This is a genomic window from Vreelandella zhaodongensis, assembly GCF_013415115.1.
In the GTDB taxonomy this organism is placed as follows: Bacteria; Pseudomonadota; Gammaproteobacteria; order Pseudomonadales; family Halomonadaceae; genus Vreelandella; species Vreelandella zhaodongensis.
In genome coordinates this window covers 602,433-625,136 of record NZ_JACCDD010000001.1, presented here as the reverse complement: position 1 = coordinate 625,136, position 22,704 = coordinate 602,433, and the positions used below count along the sequence as shown (strand labels likewise).

Here is a 22,704-nt window from a genome sequence, read left to right as displayed (position 1 = left end):
TCCACTGTTTCCAGAACGGGGGTTAAACCAACTCTCGCCTTACCAGTACAGCACTATTGCGCGGTACTAACGGACGTCCTCTGCGCAGTAAAAGAGAACGAGTAAAGGCTGCGCCAAACAGCAAAATTAATGAACTGTAATATACCCAAAGCAGGATCATAACCACAGAGCCCGCAGCTCCGTATGTGGACGCTGTTGCAGTGTGCGCGAGATAAATAGCAATGACACTGCGCCCAATTGTGAATAAGACCGCGGTCACAACAGCACCAATAAGTACATCCTGCCAACGCAGCACGACATCCGGCAACACTTTGAAGATAGTCGCAAATAGCAACACCACCATTGCCAATGAGATAAGCGACTCAAGGGATGTGGCCAAAAGGCTGGTGTAGGGCAGTATGTTGGCCGCCCCATGGAGCATGCCGCGTAGGACAACCCCCAACACCAACGATACCAACAGAATAAAACCAATCGACAAAACAACCGTTAAGGAAAGTAAGCGGTTCTTGATAAATATAAGAGCACTATTGGAAGTAGGCTTTGCCGTCACTCCCCAGATAGTATTGAGAGAAAACTGCATTTGTGCAAAAACTGTCGTAGCACCCACCATTAATGCAGCAAAGCCCAATAGGGTTGGTAGTAGGCCTGACTCCTCAATGCGCGACTGTGACACTGCTTGCTCAATGGCATGCGCAGCGTCTGAACCCAGAGTGTCTTGAAGCTGTGCCACAATCTGTCCTTGGGCAGCATCCTCCCCCAGCACCACCCCAATCACTGTCACTGCAATAATAACGGTAGGCGCTAACGAAAAAAGCGTATAAAACGCCAATGACCCCGCATAACTAAACGCGTTGCGTTCTAGCCAAAGCGCGGTTGCGTCCTGCATCACATTCCACCAAAAAACAATTGTATTTTTCAGCATGCACACTCCCTTTTATAACGTGTCCTTGATTTAGCGATATTATTGGTGCCTGTCTAGCATCATACCGAACTATCGCGTTGAGCGCAGGCGGCACTGCATTGCACCCCATAACCACTCGTTACATAATGATTGGTCACCATTTTCCCAACGACCAAGGAAGCGTTATGAACTCGGATGCTGTTCAATCTGCTACGGCTTACGATTTTGACTGCTTGGTGTTCATTGGTCGTTTCCAGCCCCCTCATCTTGGCCACTTGGCGATTATTCGAGAGGCATTGAAGCAGGCACGCCAGGTTATTGTTCTTGTAGGCTCCGCTTGGCAGGCTCGTTCTTTACGAAATCCATGGCATTTTAATGAGCGCCAAACCATGATTCGTTCAGGGTTTGACGACAAAGATAATCAACGCCTGGAAATCACACCGCTGTTGGATGCGCTGTATAATGATGATGTATGGGTGCGTGATGTACAGCGCAAAGTGCGCGATCTGGCGGCTCCCGCCAACGCACGCCTGCCACGTATTGGGCTGATTGGCGCAAGTCGAGGGCAATCCAGCTACTATTTATCGCTCTTTCCCCAGTGGGAGTCTGTTAGCGTTCCTCTTGTTGAGGGCATTTCAGCAAGTCAAATACGTGAGCGCCTGTTTCGCTCCCCAGGCTCTACAGATGATTATCTGAGCACTGGGGCTTACCACGATTTACCGCCTGGCGTGGTACAAAGTGTAGGTAACTTTTGTAAAGGTGAGGCATACCACCAGCTTTTGGAAGAGCAACAACTGCTGGATCAGTACAAACAAGCATGGTCACAAGCTCCCTATCCCCCCATCTTTGTTACTGTGAATGCGGTTGTCGTTCAGTCAGGCCATGTGCTACTCGTTCGACGCACCGCAGCGCCTGGGAAAGGACTTTTTGCGCTACCTGGGGGATTTATAAACCCTCATGAACGCCTGTTAGATGCTTGTTTGAGAGAGCTTCGCGAGCGATTGAGACTTAAAGTGCCTGAACCCGTTTTAAAAGGCTCTTTACGCGGTCAGCGGCTGTTTGATGAACCACACCGAAGCTGGCGCGGCCGCACCCTAGCCGAAGCGTTTTATTTTGCCCTTCGACCAGAGCAGCAATTGCCTCGTTTAAAACCGGTAAAAGGGGGTGACCATGCGCGCTGGGTGGCACTTGCTGATCTTGAGCCAGAAAGCTTATTCGAGGATCACTTCTTTATTATTCAAAATTTCCTGGGGTTGCCTGCCGATTTTGGGCCCTGCTAACGTAAAAATGCATGTTATGTTGGCAAGGCATGCGGGACAGCTATGCTTGCAGGAAGTCACGCGGCAATTTCATCATTTGTCGCCAAAGCCGCTCAACGCCAGGCTTATGAACCAGCGAACAGCGATAAAGACGAATTTCTAGGGGGATATCCCAGCTTTCATCTCCTGCCCGTACTAGTTTTCCTGTTTTGAGCTCGTCACGAATACAAAAGTCAGGAATCCACGCAACCCCAACGCCCTGAAGCACCATACCTTTTAAGCCTTCAGCCATCGCTGTTTCATAAACAGTACGAAGCTTCATTCGCAGTGGATCGTTTTTCAGCAGCATACGCACGCTGCGGCCAAGAAATGCGCCTTGGGTATAGGCTAAATAGGGAATGGAGCTATCGGTCTGAATCGAAAAAAGCGGATTACCCTGCTCATCAGGCAATGAAACAGGCAGCATTTTTACCTTACCGATAGAAAACGAAGGGAAAACTTCTGCGTCTAGCTGCATGGTCGCAAAAGGATCATAGTAGGCGAGCATTAAATCGCAATTGCCCTCACGGAGAACATGAATTGCTTCCCCTACATTCATAGCAACTAACCGCGTAGGTAGTTCCCCTAAGCCTTTTTGCAAACGAGAAATCCAGGGAGGGAAAAAGCTCAGTGCCAGCGAATGCGCTGCCACAATATCAAGTGCCTCATTGGCAATTGATAGTCCTCGCAAGTGACTTAATGACTCGTTTAATTGTTCAACCAAATTACGTGCCGTAATTAAAAACAACTGTCCTTCAGAAGATAATCCGACAGGCGTTGTGGAGCGATCTACCAAGGTAACGCCAACGGCTTGCTCTAGTGCACGAATACGGCGACTGAAAGCAGGTTGTGTCACATGCCGTTGCCTAGCAGATGCTGAAAAGCTTCGTGTATTGGCTAACGCAACAAAATCTTCGAGCCATTTTGTTTCTAAATTCACCCAAAACTCCTTGTGCCCAATATCGTTAGCTGCGTACGAACTATTACGGTAACTACTGAATAGGTGCGGTTAGGTAAGCTGCACGAGAAACCACTTTTTTCCACATCGGCCGCTGGTTAATTTCATCAATAGTAATTCGGCGACAGTGGTTAAAGTCTTTTTCGAGCATTATACGGACATCGCTCGCAAATGCGGGACTAGGTATGAACGCCGTAATTTCAAAATTAAGCCTAAATGATCGATTATCTAGATTGATAGTGCCAACTGTTGCGGCGCTGTCATCAATCAATATGACTTTTTGATGTAAAAACCCAGGGAGATAACGGTATATTTTGACCCCAGCTCTCAACATATCCGGCAGAAATGAAAACGCGGAAAGAAAGACCAGCAAATGGTCTGGGCGCTCGGGGATCATTACCCGTACATCCACACCGCGCATCGCCGCTAGCCGTAATGCATCCTGCACCCCTTGATCGGGTACAAAATAAGGACTGGTCACCCAAAGCCTCTCATTCGCGCTATGAATTAGCTGCTGAATTAAAAGGCTGGCCGTATCTTGCTTATCGGCTGGCCCAGAAGGCACGATAACGACATGATGGTCATCATGGGGGTGGCTTTCTGCGTTCCAATTTAGTGTAATAACCTCCCCCGTCGCCCAGTGCCAATCTTCCCAAAAGGCTTCTTGCAGACCGAGAACACAGGGGCCACTGAGCACTAAATGGGTATCACGCCAGGGACCATGACGTGGATCCTCGCCTAGATACTCAACGCCCACGTTAAAGCCACCTACCCATCCTCTCTTACCATCAACAACAGCGATTTTACGATGATTACGGAAATTAAGCTGGAAGCGATGTTTAAAGCCTCGAGACGATCGAAAAGCTTTTACTTCTATCCCCTCTTTTGTCAGCTCTTTAAAAAAGCCTTCATTAAGTTTTCGGCTCCCGACCTCATCATATAAGAAATAAACACGTACCCCCCGCTGTGCCGCTTTTATCAAATGGTGCTGTAAACGCCGACCCAGGGAATCATTCCTTACGATAAAAAACTGTAGCAAAAGATAATCTTGCGCTTGATCAATGCCGCCAAAGAGACTCTCGAACGTTGCCTCACCGTCAATTAATAAGTCTGCACTATTGCCCTTTGTTAAGGGCATCATTGCTAACTGCTCTACTGCCTGAATATCAGTGGTAGGAGGGAGGGACAGATGCGGCTGGATATTTTGGCGATAACGCATCAACACACGCCTTAATACATTATCGCGCGCTCCTCTGGCAGTGACATATCCATAAAAGCGCGGGCGGCCAAAAAACCAATACGCTGGCAATGCGACATAGGGAAACGTTAGTAAGGAAATAATCCAAGCCACAGCTCCCTGTGATGTACGGCTAGACATAAGCGCCATGATAGCTGATACGATCCCTAGCAGGTGTATCAACATAATGCTTGTCCCTAGCAACCATGAGGTCATTGCCTGTTCCTCGTCATACTGTGAATATTGTCAATTAATTCAGCACCGCTAATGCACAGAAGCCCCGTGAAAGACGGGGCCTCTGTATCGAGTATTGCTTTTACAATACTATCAAATTGTTAGGCTTTTTGAGCGATGATTTCTTTCCATTTTGCGGGACCTGTTTGGTGAACTGATGTGCCTTGACTGTCAACGGCCACCGTTACCGGCATATCTTCAACCTCAAACTCATAGATAGCTTCCATGCCGAGGTCTTCAAAACCAACAACACGAGATTTCTTGATTGCTTGGGCAACAAGGTAAGCAGAACCACCTACGGCCATCAGGTAAACGGCTTCGTTATCTCGGATAGCATCAATAGCAGCCTGACCACGCTCCGCTTTACCAACCATGCCTAGCAGGCCGGTCTCTTCGAGCATGGTGCGGGTGAATTTATCCATCCGAGTCGCAGTGGTCGGACCAGCTGGGCCAACAACTTCGTCACCAACAGGATCAACAGGCCCCACGTAGTAAATAAAGCGGCCTTTCATATCAACGGGGAGCGGCTCGCCTTTCGCAAGCATGTCCACCATCCGCTTATGTGCTGCGTCACGGCCGGTTAGTAGCTTACCGTTCAATAGCAGCGTATCACCCGGCTGCCACGTTTTGACTTCTTCGGGAGTGACGCTATCCAGATTAACGCGTTTTACGTTATCGCCTGCTTCGCGGGTAATTTCTGGCCAGTCTTCAAGTTTAGGGGCAGGAAGAGCCACTGGGCCGCTGCCATCAAGCGTAAAATGCGCATGGCGTGTAGCTGCACAGTTGGGAATAATTGCCACTGGCTTATTGGCTGCATGGGTTGGGTAATCTTTAACTTTAATATCCAATACCGTGGTTAAACCGCCTAAACCTTGAGCGCCGATACCGCTTTTATTCACTTTATCGAACAGTTCCAAACGCAGCTCTTCAGCGCGGTTACTGGGACCACGCGCCTGCAAATCTTGGATATCGATAGGATCGAGTAGCGCTTCTTTGGCAATCATCATCGCCTTTTCGGCGGTGCCACCGATACCAATCCCCAGCATGCCGGGCGGACACCAGCCTGCGCCCATTTTAGGCAACTGTTCCATCACCCAGTCGACGACACTATCGGACGGGTTAAGCATTGCAAACTTAGATTTTGCTTCACTACCACCGCCTTTCGCGGCAACGTGAATATCGACCTTATCGCCAGGCACAATCGAGTGGTGAATAATTGCTGGCGTGTTGTCTTTGGTGTTGGCTCGTTTGCCGTCTGGATCAGCAAGAACGGAAGCACGCAGTACGTTATCCGGCAACTTATAGGCTCGGCGCACGCCTTCATTAATCATGTCATCGAGGCTAAGCTCAGCGTCCCATGTAACGTTCATGCCGACATGGACAAATACCGTCACGATGCCCGTATCTTGGCAAATTGGGCGATGACCAGTAGCACACATTCTTGAATTAATTAAGATTTGTGCAATCGCATCCTTTGCAGCAGGATTCTCTTCCCGCTCGTAGGCATCCGCCATTGCATCAATGAAATCTTTCGGATGGTAGTAAGAGATGTACTGCAGAGCATCGGCAACGCTCTGAATGACGTCGTCCTGGCGAATCACGGTCATGGACTAACAGCTCCTCGGTTATCGTCTTGGCTGCGACCTTTGTAATGGCCGTCTAGATGTACGGTAAGTATACCGTATTGGCCTTTATGCGGCAGCCACAACCACCACTAACCTGTCCCTGATCACTACGGCATTAGTCTGAGGCAAGAAAACACTGCATGAGATAACGGTATAAAATATTAATCTAAGCGCTGGCACGTCGGACACAAATATAGACGGCGCGAGCCAACCATCATCCGCTCTATAACCGAACCACAGCGATGACAAGAAAGCCCAGCGCGTTCGAACACACTAAAACGCCATTGCCGGCGTAGCTCACCGGAGGCAACCGCCTGCTTAATCCACGCATCGCGATTAGTCACGCCCGCTTGTAAATATGCCTGACGCGTCGTTTCCACGATCACAGTGGCAAGTACGTCCAATTGATGTGCTGTTAAGTCAGAAGGACGTTTTTGGGGGTGTACTTGGGATAAGAAAAGAATTTCAGAGCGCAAATAGTTACCCAAACCAGCGACTAGCCCTTGATCAAGCAACAGCGCACCAAGGCTTCTACGCATAAACGCTGGATCAATCAGGCGTCGTTTCACGTCATCAGAAGATACATTTTGACTTAATAAATCGGGGCCGAGACGAGACAGAAACGGATGCTGGTTTAGCTCGCGCTCCTGCCACAATGAAATATCTGAAGCGCTGTAAAGACTGGCAGCCCTACCCTCTGCGACCAACCGAACACGTAATGACCTTTTGGTGCTTGGCGGCTTATTTTCGCTATGCAGCTTCCAAACGCCATAGAGCTGATTATGGGAATACAACACACGCTGATCTGCAAAACGAATCAGCATGGCTTTGCCCCATGTGTCTACTGTATTAACGCGCTGACCAACCAGCGACTCCGCTTGCTCCGCAAGCTCAGGAAAGGCAAACCAGACGTCATCAAGATGTTTGCCACCTATCTGCTTCTCTATCCTGTCCGCTGCACGGCGAATTTCAGGGCCTTCAGGCATGATCTACCCTAGCGCCAGCTGCTTTTCTTTCATTTGATGAAGCTGGTCACGTAACCGCGCGGCTTCTTCAAACTCGAGATTTTGCGCCGCTTCGAACATGGCATCTTCTAACTTACTAATGGCTGATAAAAAGTCATGCTGGCTCATGTTCGCCAAATCGTAATTGCCAGGTGCTTCAGCCACCTTACGTTCTGAACCGCGCCGGCGATTGCTCTTTTTCCCTGGAGTTTGCGCGGCTTCCAGTATATCGGCCACGGAACGCGTGACCGTGGTGGGTGTGATGCCATGCTTCTCGTTGTGAGCCACTTGCTTTGTACGGCGACGCTCAGTTTCATCTATCGCTTTACGCATAGAGTCGGTGATTCTATCGCCATATAAAATAGCTTTACCGTGGGCGTTGCGGGCCGCACGACCAATAGTTTGAATCAGCGAACGCTCAGCGCGTAAGAAGCCTTCTTTATCCGCATCCAAGATGGCAACAAGCGATACTTCGGGAATGTCTAAGCCCTCTCGAAGCAGGTTGATACCCACCAAAACATCGAACTTGCCAAGGCGCAGGTCGCGAATAATTTCAACCCGCTCAACGGTATCAATATCCGAATGTAAGTAACGCACGCGAATGCCGTGTTCATCGAAGTAATCGGTGAGATCCTCCGCCATACGCTTTGTCAGGGTAGTGACTAACACGCGCTCGCCTACGGCGGTACGTAAACCGATCTCAGAGAGCAGATCATCAACTTGGGTGCTGGCAGGACGAACTTCTATTTCTGGGTCCAGGAGTCCAGTTGGACGCACCACCTGCTCGACAATTTGACTCGCATGCTCGGCTTCATACTTGCTTGGCGTGGCGGAAACAAAAATAGTCTGGGGGCAAATGGACTCCCACTCTTCAAACTTCATGGGGCGATTGTCGAGTGCAGAGGGAAGTCGGAAACCATACTCAACAAGTGTCTCTTTCCGAGAGCGGTCGCCCTTATACATCCCCCCCACCTGGGGCACACTCACATGTGACTCATCAATAAACAGCAGCGCATCATCTGGCAGATAGTCGAAGAAGGTTGGCGGTGGCTCACCAGGGGCGCGCCCAGACAGATAGCGAGAGTAGTTCTCAATGCCGTTGCAGTAACCAAGCTCCAGCATCATCTCAATATCGTAAAGCGTTCGCTGCTCTAATCGCTGAGCCTCAACTAGGCGTTCATGTTTGCGCATCCACTCAAGACGCTCCTTAAGCTCTGCTTTGATTGCGTCAATAGCGCCTAAAATGGTTTCTCGCGGTGTGACATAGTGCGACTTAGGATAGATGGTCATACGCGGCACGTGACTACGCACTTCGCCTGTTAGTGGATCAAACAGACGAATAGAATCAACTTCATTGTCAAACAACTCTACCCGCACCGCTTCTTCGTCAGAGTCTGCGGGAAAAATATCGATGACATCACCACGCACCCGATAGGTGCCCCGGCGGAAATCCATATCGTTGCGGGTATATTGCAGTTCGGCTAAACGGCGCAAAAAGGCTCGTTGATCTATCAACTCACCCCGGGTGAAGTGCAGCCGCATTTTAAGATACTGATCGGGATCACCAAGACCATAGATCGCAGATACCGAAACAACGATAAGCGCATCACGCCGTTCCAACAGTGCTTTGGTAGCGGATAAGCGCATTTGCTCGATATGGTCATTTATTGAGGCATCTTTCTCAATAAAGGTATCCGAAGAAGGAACATAGGCTTCCGGCTGGTAGTAGTCGTAATAAGAAACGAAATACTCCACCGCGTTATCCGGAAAAAACGACTTAAACTCACCGTAGAGCTGCGCGGCTAGCGTTTTATTGGGCGCCATCACGATAGTGGGCCGTTGAAGCTGCTCCACTATGTTAGCCATGGTGAATGTTTTGCCGGAGCCGGTCACCCCTAAGAGCGTCTGATGGGCAAGCCCCGACTCAAGCCCGCCTATCAGGCTGCGAATAGCGGCGGGTTGATCGCCAGCAGGCTTAAACTTGGACTGTAGCCGGAATTCCTTACTCATCGTGCCCCCTTTAAAGGAAAGTACATAAAAGGAAAATGTGCTACTCAGTAAACGTGGAAATTTCTACCGTTGCCTGGGTCATCAACCGCTGTATCGGGCAGCGATGGCTAATATCTTCGAGTCTTGCGCGCTGCTCAGGGTTATCGATGCCATGTAGCGTAAGTATAACGGCGAGCTTATAAATACCTTTTCTTTCCTCACTATCATCGCGCTGCACTTTAACGGTGATACCTTCGAGAGGCCACTCTTTACGCTTGGCATACATTTGCACGGTGATCGCTTTGCAGGTGCCCAATGCGATATCAAAGTAGTCATGCGGGTCAGGTGCACTGCCGTCACCGCCTACTACAGGCGGGACGTCACCATACAAATCTTCCAGACCGTTCACTTCGATACGCTGTCGAAATGTATGGTTGCGCTCACTGATAATGGTAATCGGTTTATGCATCAGGATACCTTTATACCGAGGTTTAACTTCTCGACAGCTTTTATCAGCGTTTCACGCTTAGTTCGCCCCTCTACCTCGGCACCGTAGCGCCCTACTTCAGCGCTATCGACGCCATCCAGCATCATCAGCGCCGTGGTTATCTTATTCACCTGATCGGTCGTTGTGACACCTTGAAACGTTAGTGATTGATATGCCATTTTTTGCCCTTTCCTACGCTGGGTTTAAGTCAGTACGCTACTGAAAGCTATGCAAAACTGATACAGACGCAGAAGTCTAGCATGCGCTAGCGCCCTTGCAATCTGCAGACAGTGCCCGCACCTTTGAGACAAATACGATTACGTTACGTTTACCCTATCTTTCTCTTATGGAGTTTATATGGCGACTGCTTCTTTGCTACTCAAGATGAACGGCTGCGTCCGTTTGCCTCAACTCGCCGCATTGGATATCAAAGGTGCAGATGCTGAAAAATTCCTACAAGGGCAAACAAGCGCTCAGGTTAGTTTAGCCAATGGCTTTTTCGCACCGCTTACCTGCTTTTGTACACCAAAGGGAAGAATGCTGGCCAATGCGCAACTGCTGAAAATCAGTAATGGGCATTACAGGCTACTGCTAAGTACGTCACTGATCGATATGCTTGCTACTCATTTAGCTAAATTTGCCGCTTTTTATCGCGTCGAATTGCAGGCTCAATCATCAATGATCATCCTAGGCGCCAGCGAAAGTGCCAACGAGGCTGCTCAAGCGTTTGGCTTGTCACTCCCCGAGCAACCTTACACCCATCACACCAATTCCCAAGCGACAGCTCTGCGCCTACCCGGCCAAGGGCGTTGGCTAATCAGTGTAGAGAGCCCCGCTGAGCATTATGCCGCTGAGCTAAACGACGATGAAGACGCACTTAATACGTGGCTATTAGAAGATATTCGCAGTGGCTTGGCGTGGTTAACAGCCCCACAACAAGATCACTTCCTACCACAAATGTTGAATTGGGAAGCTCTAGGTGGGATTAGCTTTAAGAAAGGCTGCTACACAGGACAAGAAGTTGTTGCACGGGCGCATTTCCGTGGCCAAGTAAAGAAACGTTTAGTGCGCGTCACGGCCACTGCTGACAGCTTACCCCAGGTCGGTGACACGTTAGTGGATGGGCAGGATAAAGCGGTCGGTGAAGTTGTTAGCAGCGCATTTAGCGGCGATCAGCAAATTGAACTGCTTGCCGTCGCAAGTACTAAAGCCATTGAAGCGCTAATCCCACTCTATTGGCAGGGGCACCCGATAACACTCTGTGACCTTCCCTATGCCATTGAGCGTCTGGACCCTGAACAACTGGCCAGCAGCCTAACCGCCTAGTGGGAATTGAAATGTGTGAGTTGAAATAACCGAATAGCATTTGCACTGCTCTGTGCTGCTATTTGTTCAAATGGCTGACAACGCAGCTCTGCCACCATGCGCCCCACCTTCTCCACCCTGCCTGGCTCATTACGCTGGCCCTGATAGCCGCTAAGCGGCATATCGGGGCTATCAGTCTCCAGCACAAAGCCATTGCCGGGTAAGCGTGACACCACATCACGAAGGCGCTTTGCACGCTCATAGGTAACCGCACCACCTAGGCCAAGGGTATAGCCTAGATCAAGAAACTTAGCGGCCTGCTCATACGAACCTGAGAACGCGTGGATGAGCCCGCCGCGGGGAAGCGCCAGCTGGCGGAGCCGTTTACTTACCTGGTCATTGGCTTTTACGCAGTGCACTACAATAGGCAGACCAAACTGTTCAGCTAAACGGAGCTGTGCATCGAAGTAGACCCACTGTTTATCTAACGTTTCCGTAAAACGACCATCGATCCCACACTCACCCACTGCCACAAAACGCTTCCCCGTCGAGGGTTCCTGCTCTGCTAATAGCTGTTCCAGGGCGACTAAATCTTGATCAGAGTGCTGATCAATAAAATAAGGGTGTAAACCGACACACAGGCTTACATCCGTACGTGCGCCCAGCGCCAACACATTCGGCCATTGAGAACGTGTCGTTGCTGGCACGACAAAGTGTTCAACACCCACCGCCTTGGCATTTTCGATAACCGCATCGCGATCATCATCAAACGCCGTAAAGTCCAGGTGGCAGTGGGCATCAATCAACATAGTCAGGAAGCCAACATAGCAAGGAAAGCTAGATCAGTGCTCGCGAGTGGGCTGGAAACGAATATCCGGCCAGCGCTCTTGGGTCATCTGCAAATTGACCCGCGTTGGTGCAATATAGGTGAGATAACCGCCACCATCGATGGCAAGGTTGGAGCTGGCTTTGCGCTTAAACTCTTCTAACATCTTCGCGTCTTCGCAATAGACCCAGCGTGCCGTTTGTACATTGACCCCTTCATATAAGCAGTCAACTTTGTACTCTTCCTTCAACCGGTGGGCCACCACATCAAACTGAAGCGTACCAACAGCTCCTAAGATCAGGTCATTGTTGTCCATCGGCATAAAGACCTGAGTAGCGCCCTCTTCAGAGAGCTGTTGAAGCCCTTTTTGGAGCGCTTTCATTTTTAGCGGATCTTTTAAACGGACGCGCTTGAACAACTCTGGCGCAAAGTGGGGAATGCCGGTAAAGCGCATATCCTCACCGACCGTGAAGGTATCGCCGATCTGAATCGTGCCGTGGTTGTGCAAGCCGATAATATCGCCTGGCCATGCTTCTTCGACCTGAGAGCGGTCTGACGCCATAAACGTTAGGGCATCGGCAATTTTCACATCTTTACCTATCCGTACATGGCGCATCTTCATATTCTTTTCGTACTTACCGGAACACACGCGCAAAAAGGCAATGCGGTCACGATGATTGGGGTCCATATTCGCCTGGATTTTAAATACGAAGCCGGTAAAGCGGTCATCTTGAGCGGTTACTTCGCGGGTATTTGTCTCACGTGGCTGGGGGGGGGGCGCATACTCTACAAACCCATCCATCATTTCCCGCACGCCAAAATTACCCATTGCGGTACCAAAATACACGGGCGACAGCTCACCACGACGATAGGCATCAAGGTCAAACTCATGGGAGGCACCACGCACCAACTCAACTTCCATACGCAGCTCTTCAGCCTGCTCTTCGCCAAGCACAGCATCTACCTCAGGGCTATCCAACCCTTCAATACGCTTGTCGTCAGGAATACGACTGCCTTGCCCTTGGGTATAAAGATGAATGACATCGTTATAGAGATGGTAAACACCTCTAAAGTGCCGTCCCATGCCAATCGGCCATGTCATTGGCGCGCACTGGATGTTTAGCACGTTTTCCACCTCGTCCATTACTTCGATGGGATCGCGAATATCGCGATCCATCTTGTTGATGAACGTAAGTATAGGCGTCGTGCGCAAACGGCACACTTCCATCAGCTTGATGGTACGATCCTCAACACCTTTCGCCCCATCAATCACCATTAACGCGGAATCGACCGCGGTTAAGGTACGGTAAGTATCTTCGGAAAAGTCCTCGTGGCCCGGGGTATCCAGCAGGTTTACGATACGTCCGCCATAGGGGAACTGCATCACCGACGTTGTGACCGAGATCCCACGCTCTTGCTCCATCTTCATCCAATCTGATGTCGCATGACGATCATTACGCTTGCTCTTAACAGAGCCTGCTAACTGGATCGCATTTCCGAACAACAGCATTTTTTCGGTGATGGTGGTTTTACCAGCGTCGGGGTGCGAAATAATCGCAAAGGTACGGCGCAGTTCTGCTTCGCGCGCTAATTTAGCGTCAGACATGGAGCTCTCTGAAAATAGTACAACGTGATGGCTGGAGTAGCGCCTTATACGGCGTTCACATAGGCATATGTTAACGCAACTAGGCTAGTGCGGCATACCATGGATACCAAAGGGGTGATCAAGAAGATGGCCACTTGTCTAATTAAAAAGAAAGGCCAGCCAAGTCACTAGGAAAATCGCGAAGAAAGCTTAGCTAAACATATGAAAAAGCGCCGAGCTGGTCGGCGCTTCTTTGTCGCGTTGATTAGCAGTAGCAGTGCTGGTTTCTGCTTGACTAAGCGAAGGTGTTAATTTGCGTTCCCACACTCCCCTCTTGTGTAAGGTCAGGCTCAGCACCTATATCAGCAGAAGCAAGCACTTCTGATACTTGCTGTGCTTGCATATCAAGAGACTGCTTGAAAAGCTGCATTTGTGCCTGCTCAGCAGTTTGCGCCTGGTTCATATAAAGGGCGGTGCTCACCGCGTTGCTTACGGCAACATCCATTTTTCACCTCACAGTTGCGGTATGTGCCCCCAACATAGCAAAGACCATGCTATACCACCAAACACCTCCCATTAAATACTTAGCAAGCGCATTAAAAACGGTCAGCCCTGAAAGGTGCCATATCGATTTCTGTCGGCTTACCTTCCATCATATCTGCCAGCAACTGCCCAGTGGCCGGACCAAGGGTAAACCCTTGATGCCCGTGTCCAAAGGCTAACCACAAACCACGGTGCTTAGGCGCCGGCCCAATCACAGGCTTCATATCAGGCAAGCATGGCCGCGCGCCTTTCCATGCAGCCTCATCACGACGCTCACCAAGGGGGAAAATCTTACGCGCAATCTTCTCCGCGGCAACTAACTGCTTTTCATCTGCCGGTGACTCCAGGCGATCTAGCTCAGCCCCTGTGGTCAAGCGCACTCCGGCATTCATGGGAGCAAGCAAATAACCCACCTCTGCATCCATTAACCAATAATTAAGCTTTGTAGAAGGCTGTGTGGCGTAGTGCATATGATAGCCACGCTTAACAAAGGTCGGGAAATGGTAGCCCAGCCCCTTAAGCCAATCACCCGCCCAAGGGCCTAACGCAACAACCACCTCATCGACTTCTAAACTTTCTGCAGCAGTCTCAATATGCCAACGCTCACCCTGCTGACGAACACTCTGAATATCCGTTTGCAAAATACGTCCACCTGACTGACTAAACGCGTCAGCATAAGCGGCAACTAAACCACCTGGATCCGCTACGGTCCAAGGGTCAAGCCAGTGAATAGCACCAATAATATCGCTGCTTAAATCAGGTTCTTTGGCGGCTAATGCCTCACGGTCCAAGACATCAAACTGAACACCAAAATTATCGCGGGCGTCTTGCGCTTCTTTTACACGCTTAGCTAGTTCTTCGGGTGTGCGATAAATCTCTAGCCAGCCTTCTCGGCGAACTAAGTGATCGGCATTAGCGGCTTCAATCATTGGCGCATGCGTTTTCAAACAGAGCTGTATCAGTGACGCATACTCAGGCACAATTTTTTTATACAGTCGGCTAGAGGAGTTGTGCCAATAACTCAATAATGGCGATGCAGCATTAATCATTCCCGCAGGCCGATAGCGAATATCGACACGGTTATTTGGCAGCACGCTCAAAATTGTCTTCATATCTCGCGGAAAAGGATAAGGACGCACAGCTTCCCGCTGAATAATACCGGCATTGCCGAAAGAGGTTTCACGGCCCGGTTGGCGGCGATCAACCAGCGTTACTTGATGACCACGCTGCTGCAGGTGCCAAGCAATGCTGACACCGACCATACCTGCCCCTAAAACCACCGTTTGACGCGCCATTGTGTTGCACTCCCTGGAAGAAAATACTGATCACAGTTCAGATGATTGTTTTCAACAAATAACTTACTGAAAAATATCACCAAATAAACAGCTTTAACATAGTTCAAAAAACTGTTTTAAGACCAAATATCAGCAATAAATATCGCAATCACGACCAATACGGATGACTTCACTATCTGCGTCATTAAGATCACCAAAATGCGCTAGCGCTCTTACTAAAACCTTTTTGAGCGGCGCATCAAGCGCAAGCTTGCACGGCTGTTGAGGCGGCATCGCGATAGGAAGCCTAGGAAAAAATCCGCAGTAGTTATCAAGTGTGGGGGGAATTCATCTGGCGGGCAATAAATCAAAAGCAACACCTAGGAAAGGCTTGCATAGCAAATCAGTGAGGAAGACGTTTAAAACACGAACTGCTAAAACACAAAAAGGCCGAACATAAGTCAGCTTGATTTAAGATATAATAAAGGATTAATAAAAGAGGAAGAATAGAACAAAATATTTGAAATTAACAAGGTTAATGGGGTGGATGATGGGGATCGAACCCACGACCACCGGAGCCACAATCCGGGGCTCTACCACTGAGCTACATCCACCACAACCTAAAACTGGTAGTACGAACCATCAAATGGGGTGGATGATGGGGATCGAACCCACGACCACCGGAGCCACAATCCGGGGCTCTACCACTGAGCTACATCCACCATTGATGAGGTACTGACTTGCTTGCCTTACCGAATGCGTCCATTAAAAGCTTTAATGGCACGCCCAGCAGGACTCGAACCCGCAACCTACGGCTTAGAAGGCCGTTGCTCTATCCGGTTGAGCTATGGGCGCACATAAAGCATTCTAAGAGACTGAATACTGATGAGCACTTGACCACAACCAATGTTTGGAAAAGCAAGTTACTACCTTCCGCGCTAGGTATGTGGTCGGGATGGAGGGATTCGAACCCCCGACATCCTGCTCCCAAAGCAGGCGCGCTACCAGACTGCGCTACATCCCGATTTCTTACCTTAGACGCTGCTGCATGTCCCGTCTCAAGCGAGGCATATATTACTATTTCTGAGTTTAAAGTCAACACCTAAAGTGATTGATTCGTTAGAAGCTTTGCCTTGTCGCCCTAGCGTGCGAAAATCAGCCTTTCTCGAAAGCCCGTGACCTCCTGGGCTCAGGCACGCTACTTATGGTGCTGAGTTATCAAGATAGAGGTGTAGGTACTGGTGTGCAGGAACTCAGTACGATACCCAAGTGCCAACATCTCATATCTCAACTACGACCCAGACATAGTCACTCAGCTTCGCTTCTAACCTTCACAGGGATTCTATTACATGACCGCCCAACTTATCGATGGCAAAGCCATCGCCGCTAATGTCCGACAGCAAGTTGCCGAGAAAATAAGCGCACGCCAGAAAGTCGGCGTGCGGGCACCAGGACTAGCCGTTGTTGTGGTCGGGGAAGACCCAGCCTCTCATGTATATGTCAGTAACAAGCATCGCGCCTGTGAACAAGCAGGCATACACTCCTTTCAACATGCACTACCGGCCAATACGCAGCAGCAAGAGTTAGAAGCGCTGGTCGATCAGTTGAACGACGATGCAACGGTTGACGGCATTCTTGTTCAACTGCCGTTGCCAGAGCACTTAGATTCTCGCCCTATTCTTGAGCGAATTCGTCCAGATAAAGACGTCGACGGCTTCCACCCTTACAACATTGGTCGGCTGGCACAGCGCATGCCCTCACTTAGGCCCTGCACGCCTAAAGGTATTATGACCATGCTAGCCCAAAGCGGTATCGCCGTAAGAGGTTTGGATGCCACTGTTGTGGGTGCTTCCAACATTGTTGGCCGCCCGATGGCCCTCGAGCTAATGCTAGCGGGCTGTACCACGACGGTATGCCACCGTTTTACCCAACAGCTTGAGTCCCATGTGCGCCGTGCTGACTTAGTTGTTGTGGCTGTCGGCAAACCTGGCATTGTTAAAGGGGAGTGGATTAAACCTGGCGCTATCGTGATTGACGTTGGTATCAATCGCCAAGAAAATGGCACGCTCACTGGCGACGTTGATTTTAAAGCCGCTGCAGAGCGCGCCAGTTTCATTACGCCGGTGCCAGGCGGTGTTGGGCCAATGACCGTCGCTACGCTGCTTGAAAACACCCTAGAAGCCGCTGAACGCCACGATAAAGGCCAAGATCAGTAGCGCACGCCAGCAGATAACGTTTTCTTAAGGAGTAAATACCAGTGCGACGTATTGGAATCATCGGCGCGATGGCGCAGGAAGTGAACATACTGGCGGGCCAATTAGAAGGCGCTGAACGCTACGAGCATGCTGGATTCGTGTTTTATACAGGCACACGTCACGGCTTAGAGGTTATTGTTCTGCAGTCTGGGATTGGTAAAGTTAACGCGGCGGTGGGCACCACGATCTTGCTTGAGCGCCATCAGCCTGATGCAATCATCAACACAGGTTCTGCCGGTGGCTTTGCGACAGATCTTAACATTGGCGACGTTATCATCTCCGATGAAGTACGCCACCACGATGTTGATGCAGTGGTGTTTGGCTATGAGCTTGGTCAAGTGCCTGGAATGCCCGCCGCCTACCAAGCAGACAAGCAACTACGTGATATCGCCCGCAATGCCATTGCGGCACTAGGCGAAGTTAACGTACGTGAAGGACTCATCGCCACGGGCGATGCCTTTATGGCCGACCCCGTACGTGTCACGACTACCCGTGAACAGTTCCCAACCATGTTAGCTGTAGAGATGGAGGGCGCTGCTATTGCGCAAACATGTCATCTCTACGATTGCCCATTTGTGGTCATTCGCGCGCTTTCTGATATACCAGGCAGTGGTGATAACCATCTTTCATTCGAGCAATTTCTAGACGTCGCGGCTGACCACTCATCACGGATGGTGGATCAGATGCTGATCGAGCTTGGAAAGAAATAGATCTTAAAAAGCAGGTCCTAAGCAATAAACTTAAGCAATCGCGCTTACCGCTTTATAAAAAAAACGGAGCCAATTGAGCTCCGTTTTTTATCTGCTAACCAATAAGCCGGGCTACACTTTCAGCTTCCAGTCCAAGCTCTCACCCGCCATTAATGGAATGATATGCTGGCCAGCCGAATAGGGGTAATGCGCTGGCAGACTCCATGAACGACGCTCCAAAGTGACGCTCTCCGCATTAGTCGGCAACCCATAAAAACGCGGCCCGTTTAGGCTGGCAAACGCTTCTAACTTGTCCAAGGCGTCCATTTCCTCGAATGCTGCTGCATATAGTTCAATGGCAGCAGGTGCTGTATACGCCCCTGCACAGCCGCAGCTAGACTCTTTATCACCTTGGGCATGGGGTGCACTGTCGGTGCCCAAAAAGAATTTAGGGCTGCCACTGGTCGCCGCTTTTAACAACGCCTGACGGTGCTGCTCACGCTTTAAAATAGGCAAGCAGTAATAGTGCGGGCGAATGCCGCCAGCCAGCATTTTATTGCGGTTAAACAGCAGGTGGTGAGCCGTAATCGTGGCAGCAATATTATCAGGCGCTGTCGCGACAAACTCTGCTGCCTGCTGGGTAGTAATATGTTCAAACACGACTTTCAGGTTAGGGTGTCGAGCTAATAGCGGTTTCATCACTCGCTCGATGAACACCGCTTCACGATCAAAAATATCAATCTCATGGTCGGTCACTTCGCCATGTACCAACAGCGGCATGCCCACTTTCGCCAACATTGCGATCGTGTCATCGCAATGAGCAATATCGGTTACGCCGGAGGCAGAGTTAGTCGTTGCCCCAGCGGGATAGAGCTTAACGGCTTTGACCACACCACTTTCTGCAGCACGTTCTATTTCTTCTGGTGGTGTAGTATCCGTTAAATAAAGCGTCATAAGCGGTTCAAAGGTGCTGCCTTCGGGCAACGCTGCTAAGATTCGCTGCCGATATTCCAGTGCTTGAGCAGTGGTGGTTACCGGCGGCTTAAGATTTGGCATAATGATGGCGCGCCCCATTTGGGCAGCAGTATGGCCCACCACGGCGCTAAGCGCTTCATCATCACGTAAATGAAGATGCCAATCATCGGGGCGAGTCAGCGTAATAGATTCCACGGCAAGTCCTGTGCAGAAATGAGTCAAGTAAGAAGGGTCCATACAGTATACCCAATACGAGTAAGGGATAAATCTCCCGATCCACCCCACAGCCTTCCTCAAGTGTCGTATCATGACGACACTTTGTAAGATCAAGGATTTAATTTTTTATGCAGAATGTGCGTCGATATGCGGACATTATCGCCAGTATCGAAGGATTAATATGGCTAGGGCTGGCCTGGTCGATTTCGATTTCGATGTTTATAGGCAGTACTGAACCTACGCTGGCAGCGCTATTCATCGTTGGCGCGCTAGTCCTAATTAGTTGGGCTCATCGCCCAATGCGCTACTTATTAAAGCGTTACCATATCCGCAAACGGCGCACCGACATGTGGATTCATACGCTTGCCCTCCCCCTCCTGCTCGCTATGTTTTTTCATATCATGCTAGAGGCCTTGCTAGGTGCCGCCTGGCTGCCGCCCAAAATACTGTTATTCAATCTACTGGCCTCTGCTGGATGGATGACCTTTGTCATGACGCTGTTTATTAAGTTTATTTTTCACAGCGTTAAAACATCGAGTAAATAAGCACCTTATGCCTACTGCCCTGCCTCTTCCACTTTCAACACCAAACCGCAATCTCGTTAGGCTAACCATTGTTCGTGGCATCACATGGACGGGCTTCTTACTGGCGATTATTGTCGGCATTGAACTGCTCGCCTTTGATTTGCCAGTGACGGCGGTGGTCAGTGTTGTGATCGCCATGGGCATGCTCAATATTGCTACGTGGTGGCGGCTAGGTAGGCCAAGAGCCGTTAATCACGTTGAGTACCTTGCTCACTTACTGGCGGATATTGCTGGTTTGACACTGCTGTTTTACTTTTCGGGTGGCTCAACAAATCCATTTATTACGTATTATTTGGTGCCGGTCACCATTGCTGCCGCGACGTTACCATGGCGACATGCCTGGATCATTGCCGGCTGCGCAATGGCAGGCTACACCTTCCTAATGTTCTTTTATCACCCGATACCACAACTAGGTCATATTAATAGTGATGGCCCGCTAAGCCTGCACGTATTAGGTATGTGGCTGAACTTCGGCCTATCCGCAGGCTTAGTCACGTTTTTTATCTATAAAATGGCCCATGCCCTACGTAATCGGGACAAAGCACTATCACGCACCCGTGAAGCAGCGTTACGCAATGAACAAGTGCTGGCAGTCGCCACCCAGGCAGCGGGTACTGCCCACGAGCTTGGCACGCCGCTTTCAACCATGGCAGTGCTGTTAAATGAAATGCAGGAAGACGCCCCCAACGGCTCTTCCTTACAGCAAGATATCGCAATACTTCGCCAGCAAGTGGATGTCTGTAAATCACGTCTCCAGCACCTGGTAACAAGTGCTGACCGTCGTAGAATGGCAGAGCCCGAGGTACTCGATGCGCAAGTGTGGCTGGCAGGTGTCGTCCAACGCTGGCTAGTCATCCGACCTGATGTTAGCCACTGTTTTGATGTTGCAGAGAGACGGGGGCGCCCCTGGCTGGCAGTAGATGCCACACTGGATCAGGCGCTTACCAACTTGCTTAACAATGCTGCCGATGCCAATCCAGAGCAGATTGCTATTCGCTTAGATTGGCAAGATGAAAGCGTTGTGATCGATATACGCGACCACGGCCCCGGCATTGCCATGTCGATTGCGGACCAGTTAGGTGACACGTTTATTTCTACTAAAAGCAAAGGCATGGGAATCGGGCTGTTTTTAACACATGCCACTATTAATCGTTTCGGTGGCGGGGTAAGCCTGTACAATCACCCAGAAGGTGGCACGCTAACAGAAGTGACGCTACCGCTCTGCTCCGCCCCTGATAAGTAATAGAGAGCAGTTAATAAGAGCGCGGCACTTGCCAGAAAATCGAGGACATCATGCACATGCAAGACCAACGCCTGTTAATCGTTGACGATGATGAAATGTTTTGCCACGTATTAAGCAGAGCACTTACTCGGCGTGGTTTTGAAGTGAAAGTGGCTAATGATGCTGATCAAGCGCTTGCATTGGCCGCTCAGTTCATGCCCACCATGGCGACACTTGATCTAAAACTTGAACACAGCTCTGGGCTAAAACTGCTACCAGAATTGCTAACAAGCGTACCAAATTGCCGTATCGTGGTGTTGACGGGATACTCAAGCATCGCCACCGCGGTAGAAGCCATTAAGCTGGGAGCCATTAACTATTTATGCAAACCGGCGGATGCTGACGATGTTATCGCCGCATTTGAACATCAAAATGGTGACCCCAATATTGAACTGGCCGACAACCCACCCTCGATTAACCGAATTACCTGGGAACATATCCAGAAAGTGCTACAAGAGCATGATGGAAATATTTCAGCGACAGCAAGAGCATTAGGTATGCATCGGCGAACTTTACAGCGTAAATTGCAAAAGCGCCCAGTACGTCGCTAGTCTTCACGCCCTTTGCGCTAAGACAGCGCAAAGGACGAGATTCACTTAAGCAACCTGCCTTACTGAGCCGTCCACCCCAAATCAATATTCCAGCTCGAGCCCGTCACAGCACCTGCAGCATCTGACGCCAAATAAGCAACCAACTGAGCAACTTCGGAAGGTTCGATCAAGCGTTTAACGGCTGCATTTTTCAGCATGATTTTTTCAATTACCTCTTGCTCTTCCATGCCATGCAGCTTTGCCTGGTCAGCGATCTGATTATCTACCAGCGGTGTTTTCACATACGCCGGACAAATAGTATTGGCCGTAATCCCCTGCTCTCCCCCTTCTAACGCAGCGGTTTTCGTTAAACCAATCATGCCGTGCTTAGCGCTGATGTAGGCCGACTTGCCTGGCGAAGCCACTTGCGCATGAACAGAAGCGATATTAATTACACGCCCCCAGCCTTTTTGGCGCATATAAGGCCATGCCGCCTGAGTTAGCAAAAAAGGCGCCGTCAACATCAAATCAATAATTTGCCGCCACTTGTCTTCGGGGAATGTCTCAATAGAGGCGACATGTTGAATTCCTGCATTATTCACTAGAATATCGACACCACCAAACCGTTTGACTGCATCGGCAATTGCCCCACGGCATGCGTCGGGATTGGTTAGATCTCCCTGGTAAAATGCCGCACCTGCTGCCTCAGCGACCTCTTTACCGGCCGGATTGAAATCTACCGCAAGCACTTGATGCCCCATTTCACAAAAGTGCTGCACCACAGCGGCACCAATACCGCTGCTGGTACCAGTGACGACGACAACACGAGAAGTAGACGCTGTTTCAATAGCCATGCAAAATTCCTTTCGTTTGAGTTACATCTATTTATCGAGCAAGCGGTAATGAG

The 22,704-nt window shown here is 49.9% G+C and carries 21 protein-coding genes and 4 tRNA genes; 7 read left to right on the top strand and 18 right to left on the bottom strand.

From position 1 onward, the window contains the following. Positions 1-22: 22 nt before the first annotated feature. Complete coding sequence (locus HZS79_RS02780) at positions 23-922, bottom strand: YihY/virulence factor BrkB family protein (RefSeq protein ID WP_162217370.1); 900 nt, start codon at positions 920-922, stop codon at positions 23-25. 164 nt (positions 923-1,086) lie between these two features. On the opposite strand from HZS79_RS02780, the gene HZS79_RS02775 reads away from it, so the two are divergent. Further along, the gene (locus HZS79_RS02775; protein WP_162217371.1) at positions 1,087-2,181 is read left to right on the top strand and encodes a bifunctional nicotinamide-nucleotide adenylyltransferase/Nudix hydroxylase; all 1,095 of its coding nucleotides are present in this window, start codon (positions 1,087-1,089) and stop codon (positions 2,179-2,181) included. A gap of 40 nt (positions 2,182-2,221) precedes the next feature. Here HZS79_RS02775 and HZS79_RS02770 read toward each other — a convergent pair whose 3' ends face one another. The 7 genes from HZS79_RS02770 to HZS79_RS02740 form a co-directional block, all read right to left on the bottom strand. Continuing rightward, positions 2,222-3,139 carry a LysR substrate-binding domain-containing protein gene (locus HZS79_RS02770; RefSeq protein WP_179926979.1) on the bottom strand — a complete coding sequence of 306 codons (918 nt, stop codon included), beginning with the start codon at positions 3,137-3,139 and terminating at the stop codon, positions 2,222-2,224. A gap of 52 nt (positions 3,140-3,191) precedes the next feature. After that, positions 3,192-4,610, bottom strand: a complete 1,419-nt coding sequence (gene cls / locus HZS79_RS02765; RefSeq protein WP_179926978.1) for a cardiolipin synthase — start codon at positions 4,608-4,610, stop codon at positions 3,192-3,194. Positions 4,611-4,729: 119 nt separating this feature from the next. Beyond that, on the bottom strand, positions 4,730-6,235 hold the full coding sequence (locus HZS79_RS02760) for a fumarate hydratase (RefSeq protein WP_162217374.1): 1,506 nt from the start codon (positions 6,233-6,235) through the stop codon (positions 4,730-4,732). Between the two features lie 179 nt (positions 6,236-6,414). After that, positions 6,415-7,239, bottom strand: a complete 825-nt coding sequence (nei, locus tag HZS79_RS02755; protein WP_179926977.1) for an endonuclease VIII — start codon at positions 7,237-7,239, stop codon at positions 6,415-6,417. Positions 7,240-7,242: 3 nt separating this feature from the next. Then, positions 7,243-9,267 (bottom strand): excinuclease ABC subunit UvrB, encoded by a 2,025-nt coding sequence (uvrB, locus tag HZS79_RS02750; protein ID WP_179926976.1) that lies wholly within the window; start codon positions 9,265-9,267, stop codon positions 7,243-7,245. A gap of 40 nt (positions 9,268-9,307) precedes the next feature. Beyond that, a complete protein-coding gene (locus tag HZS79_RS02745; RefSeq protein WP_179926975.1) occupies positions 9,308-9,715 on the bottom strand; it encodes an OsmC family protein in 408 nt (135 codons plus the stop codon). Next, complete coding sequence (locus HZS79_RS02740) at positions 9,715-9,912, bottom strand: hypothetical protein (RefSeq protein WP_179926974.1); 198 nt, start codon at positions 9,910-9,912, stop codon at positions 9,715-9,717. The genes HZS79_RS02745 and HZS79_RS02740 overlap by 1 nt, the downstream gene beginning before the upstream one ends. A 178-nt stretch (positions 9,913-10,090) precedes the next feature. Here HZS79_RS02740 and ygfZ point away from each other — a divergent pair, with 178 nt between their 5' ends. Further along, the gene (ygfZ, locus tag HZS79_RS02735; protein ID WP_179926973.1) at positions 10,091-11,059 is read left to right on the top strand and encodes a CAF17-like 4Fe-4S cluster assembly/insertion protein YgfZ; all 969 of its coding nucleotides are present in this window, start codon (positions 10,091-10,093) and stop codon (positions 11,057-11,059) included. On the opposite strand, the gene HZS79_RS02730 is transcribed toward ygfZ, so the two are convergent. The 8 genes from HZS79_RS02730 to HZS79_RS02695 form a co-directional block, all read right to left on the bottom strand. Then, on the bottom strand, positions 11,056-11,847 hold the full coding sequence (locus tag HZS79_RS02730; RefSeq protein WP_162217379.1) for a TatD family hydrolase: 792 nt from the start codon (positions 11,845-11,847) through the stop codon (positions 11,056-11,058). The genes ygfZ and HZS79_RS02730 overlap by 4 nt on opposite strands. Before the next feature lie 33 nt (positions 11,848-11,880). Continuing rightward, positions 11,881-13,470 carry a peptide chain release factor 3 gene (locus HZS79_RS02725; RefSeq protein WP_162217380.1) on the bottom strand — a complete coding sequence of 530 codons (1,590 nt, stop codon included), beginning with the start codon at positions 13,468-13,470 and terminating at the stop codon, positions 11,881-11,883. 274 nt (positions 13,471-13,744) lie between these two features. Beyond that, positions 13,745-13,954 (bottom strand): putative motility protein, encoded by a 210-nt coding sequence (locus HZS79_RS02720; RefSeq protein ID WP_162217381.1) that lies wholly within the window; start codon positions 13,952-13,954, stop codon positions 13,745-13,747. A 91-nt stretch (positions 13,955-14,045) separates the two neighbouring features. Further along, the gene (locus tag HZS79_RS02715; RefSeq protein WP_179926972.1) at positions 14,046-15,287 is read right to left on the bottom strand and encodes an NAD(P)/FAD-dependent oxidoreductase; all 1,242 of its coding nucleotides are present in this window, start codon (positions 15,285-15,287) and stop codon (positions 14,046-14,048) included. 518 nt (positions 15,288-15,805) lie between these two features. After that, positions 15,806-15,880, bottom strand: a tRNA-His gene (locus tag HZS79_RS02710). Between the two features lie 33 nt (positions 15,881-15,913). Beyond that, positions 15,914-15,988 (bottom strand) — tRNA-His (locus HZS79_RS02705). Positions 15,989-16,044: 56 nt separating this feature from the next. Then, positions 16,045-16,121 (bottom strand) — tRNA-Arg (locus tag HZS79_RS02700). A 92-nt stretch (positions 16,122-16,213) separates the two neighbouring features. Beyond that, a tRNA-Pro gene (locus tag HZS79_RS02695) sits at positions 16,214-16,290 on the bottom strand. Between the two features lie 325 nt (positions 16,291-16,615). Between HZS79_RS02695 and folD the strand changes: the two genes are divergently transcribed. Together folD and mtnN are read left to right on the top strand one after the other, a co-directional pair. Then, positions 16,616-17,482 carry a bifunctional methylenetetrahydrofolate dehydrogenase/methenyltetrahydrofolate cyclohydrolase FolD gene (folD, locus tag HZS79_RS02690; RefSeq protein ID WP_179926971.1) on the top strand — a complete coding sequence of 289 codons (867 nt, stop codon included), beginning with the start codon at positions 16,616-16,618 and terminating at the stop codon, positions 17,480-17,482. A 41-nt stretch (positions 17,483-17,523) separates the two neighbouring features. After that, positions 17,524-18,231, top strand: coding sequence for a 5'-methylthioadenosine/S-adenosylhomocysteine nucleosidase (mtnN, locus tag HZS79_RS02685; protein ID WP_162217384.1), 708 nt, complete (start codon positions 17,524-17,526; stop codon positions 18,229-18,231). A 111-nt stretch (positions 18,232-18,342) separates the two neighbouring features. On the opposite strand, the gene pyrC is transcribed toward mtnN, so the two are convergent. Beyond that, positions 18,343-19,380, bottom strand: a complete 1,038-nt coding sequence (gene pyrC / locus HZS79_RS02680; RefSeq protein ID WP_162217385.1) for a dihydroorotase — start codon at positions 19,378-19,380, stop codon at positions 18,343-18,345. A gap of 149 nt (positions 19,381-19,529) precedes the next feature. Between pyrC and HZS79_RS02675 the strand changes: the two genes are divergently transcribed. From HZS79_RS02675 to HZS79_RS02665, 3 genes are read left to right on the top strand one after another with little or no spacing between them, the layout of a single operon-like run. Continuing rightward, complete coding sequence (locus HZS79_RS02675) at positions 19,530-19,946, top strand: hypothetical protein (RefSeq protein WP_162217386.1); 417 nt, start codon at positions 19,530-19,532, stop codon at positions 19,944-19,946. Between the two features lie 7 nt (positions 19,947-19,953). Continuing rightward, a complete protein-coding gene (locus tag HZS79_RS02670; protein WP_162217387.1) occupies positions 19,954-21,228 on the top strand; it encodes an ATP-binding protein in 1,275 nt (424 codons plus the stop codon). A gap of 50 nt (positions 21,229-21,278) precedes the next feature. Then, positions 21,279-21,818 carry a response regulator transcription factor gene (locus HZS79_RS02665; RefSeq protein ID WP_162217388.1) on the top strand — a complete coding sequence of 180 codons (540 nt, stop codon included), beginning with the start codon at positions 21,279-21,281 and terminating at the stop codon, positions 21,816-21,818. A gap of 59 nt (positions 21,819-21,877) precedes the next feature. Here HZS79_RS02665 and HZS79_RS02660 read toward each other — a convergent pair whose 3' ends face one another. After that, positions 21,878-22,651, bottom strand: a complete 774-nt coding sequence (locus tag HZS79_RS02660; protein WP_162217389.1) for a 3-hydroxybutyrate dehydrogenase — start codon at positions 22,649-22,651, stop codon at positions 21,878-21,880. Positions 22,652-22,704 lie beyond the last annotated feature (53 nt).

Bases quoted from the DNA above. Each gene is read 5' to 3' on its own strand.
- HZS79_RS02780 (WP_162217370.1), bottom strand. From the start codon at position 922: ATGCTGAAAAATACAATTGTTTTTTGGTGGAATGTGATGCAGGACGCA.
- HZS79_RS02775 (WP_162217371.1), top strand. From the start codon at position 1,087: ATGAACTCGGATGCTGTTCAATCTGCTACGGCTTACGATTTTGACTGC.
- cls (WP_179926978.1), bottom strand. From the start codon at position 4,610: ATGACCTCATGGTTGCTAGGGACAAGCATTATGTTGATACACCTGCTA.
- HZS79_RS02760 (WP_162217374.1), bottom strand. From the start codon at position 6,235: ATGACCGTGATTCGCCAGGACGACGTCATTCAGAGCGTTGCCGATGCT.
- nei (WP_179926977.1), bottom strand. From the start codon at position 7,239: ATGCCTGAAGGCCCTGAAATTCGCCGTGCAGCGGACAGGATAGAGAAG.
- uvrB (WP_179926976.1), bottom strand. From the start codon at position 9,267: ATGAGTAAGGAATTCCGGCTACAGTCCAAGTTTAAGCCTGCTGGCGAT.
- HZS79_RS02745 (WP_179926975.1), bottom strand. From the start codon at position 9,715: ATGCATAAACCGATTACCATTATCAGTGAGCGCAACCATACATTTCGA.
- HZS79_RS02740 (WP_179926974.1), bottom strand. From the start codon at position 9,912: ATGGCATATCAATCACTAACGTTTCAAGGTGTCACAACGACCGATCAG.
- ygfZ (WP_179926973.1), top strand. From the start codon at position 10,091: ATGGCGACTGCTTCTTTGCTACTCAAGATGAACGGCTGCGTCCGTTTG.
- HZS79_RS02730 (WP_162217379.1), bottom strand. From the start codon at position 11,847: ATGTTGATTGATGCCCACTGCCACCTGGACTTTACGGCGTTTGATGAT.
- HZS79_RS02725 (WP_162217380.1), bottom strand. From the start codon at position 13,470: ATGTCTGACGCTAAATTAGCGCGCGAAGCAGAACTGCGCCGTACCTTT.
- HZS79_RS02720 (WP_162217381.1), bottom strand. From the start codon at position 13,954: ATGGATGTTGCCGTAAGCAACGCGGTGAGCACCGCCCTTTATATGAAC.
- HZS79_RS02715 (WP_179926972.1), bottom strand. From the start codon at position 15,287: ATGGCGCGTCAAACGGTGGTTTTAGGGGCAGGTATGGTCGGTGTCAGC.
- folD (WP_179926971.1), top strand. From the start codon at position 16,616: ATGACCGCCCAACTTATCGATGGCAAAGCCATCGCCGCTAATGTCCGA.
- HZS79_RS02675 (WP_162217386.1), top strand. From the start codon at position 19,530: ATGCAGAATGTGCGTCGATATGCGGACATTATCGCCAGTATCGAAGGA.
- HZS79_RS02670 (WP_162217387.1), top strand. From the start codon at position 19,954: ATGCCTACTGCCCTGCCTCTTCCACTTTCAACACCAAACCGCAATCTC.
- HZS79_RS02665 (WP_162217388.1), top strand. From the start codon at position 21,279: ATGCACATGCAAGACCAACGCCTGTTAATCGTTGACGATGATGAAATG.
- HZS79_RS02660 (WP_162217389.1), bottom strand. From the start codon at position 22,651: ATGGCTATTGAAACAGCGTCTACTTCTCGTGTTGTCGTCGTCACTGGT.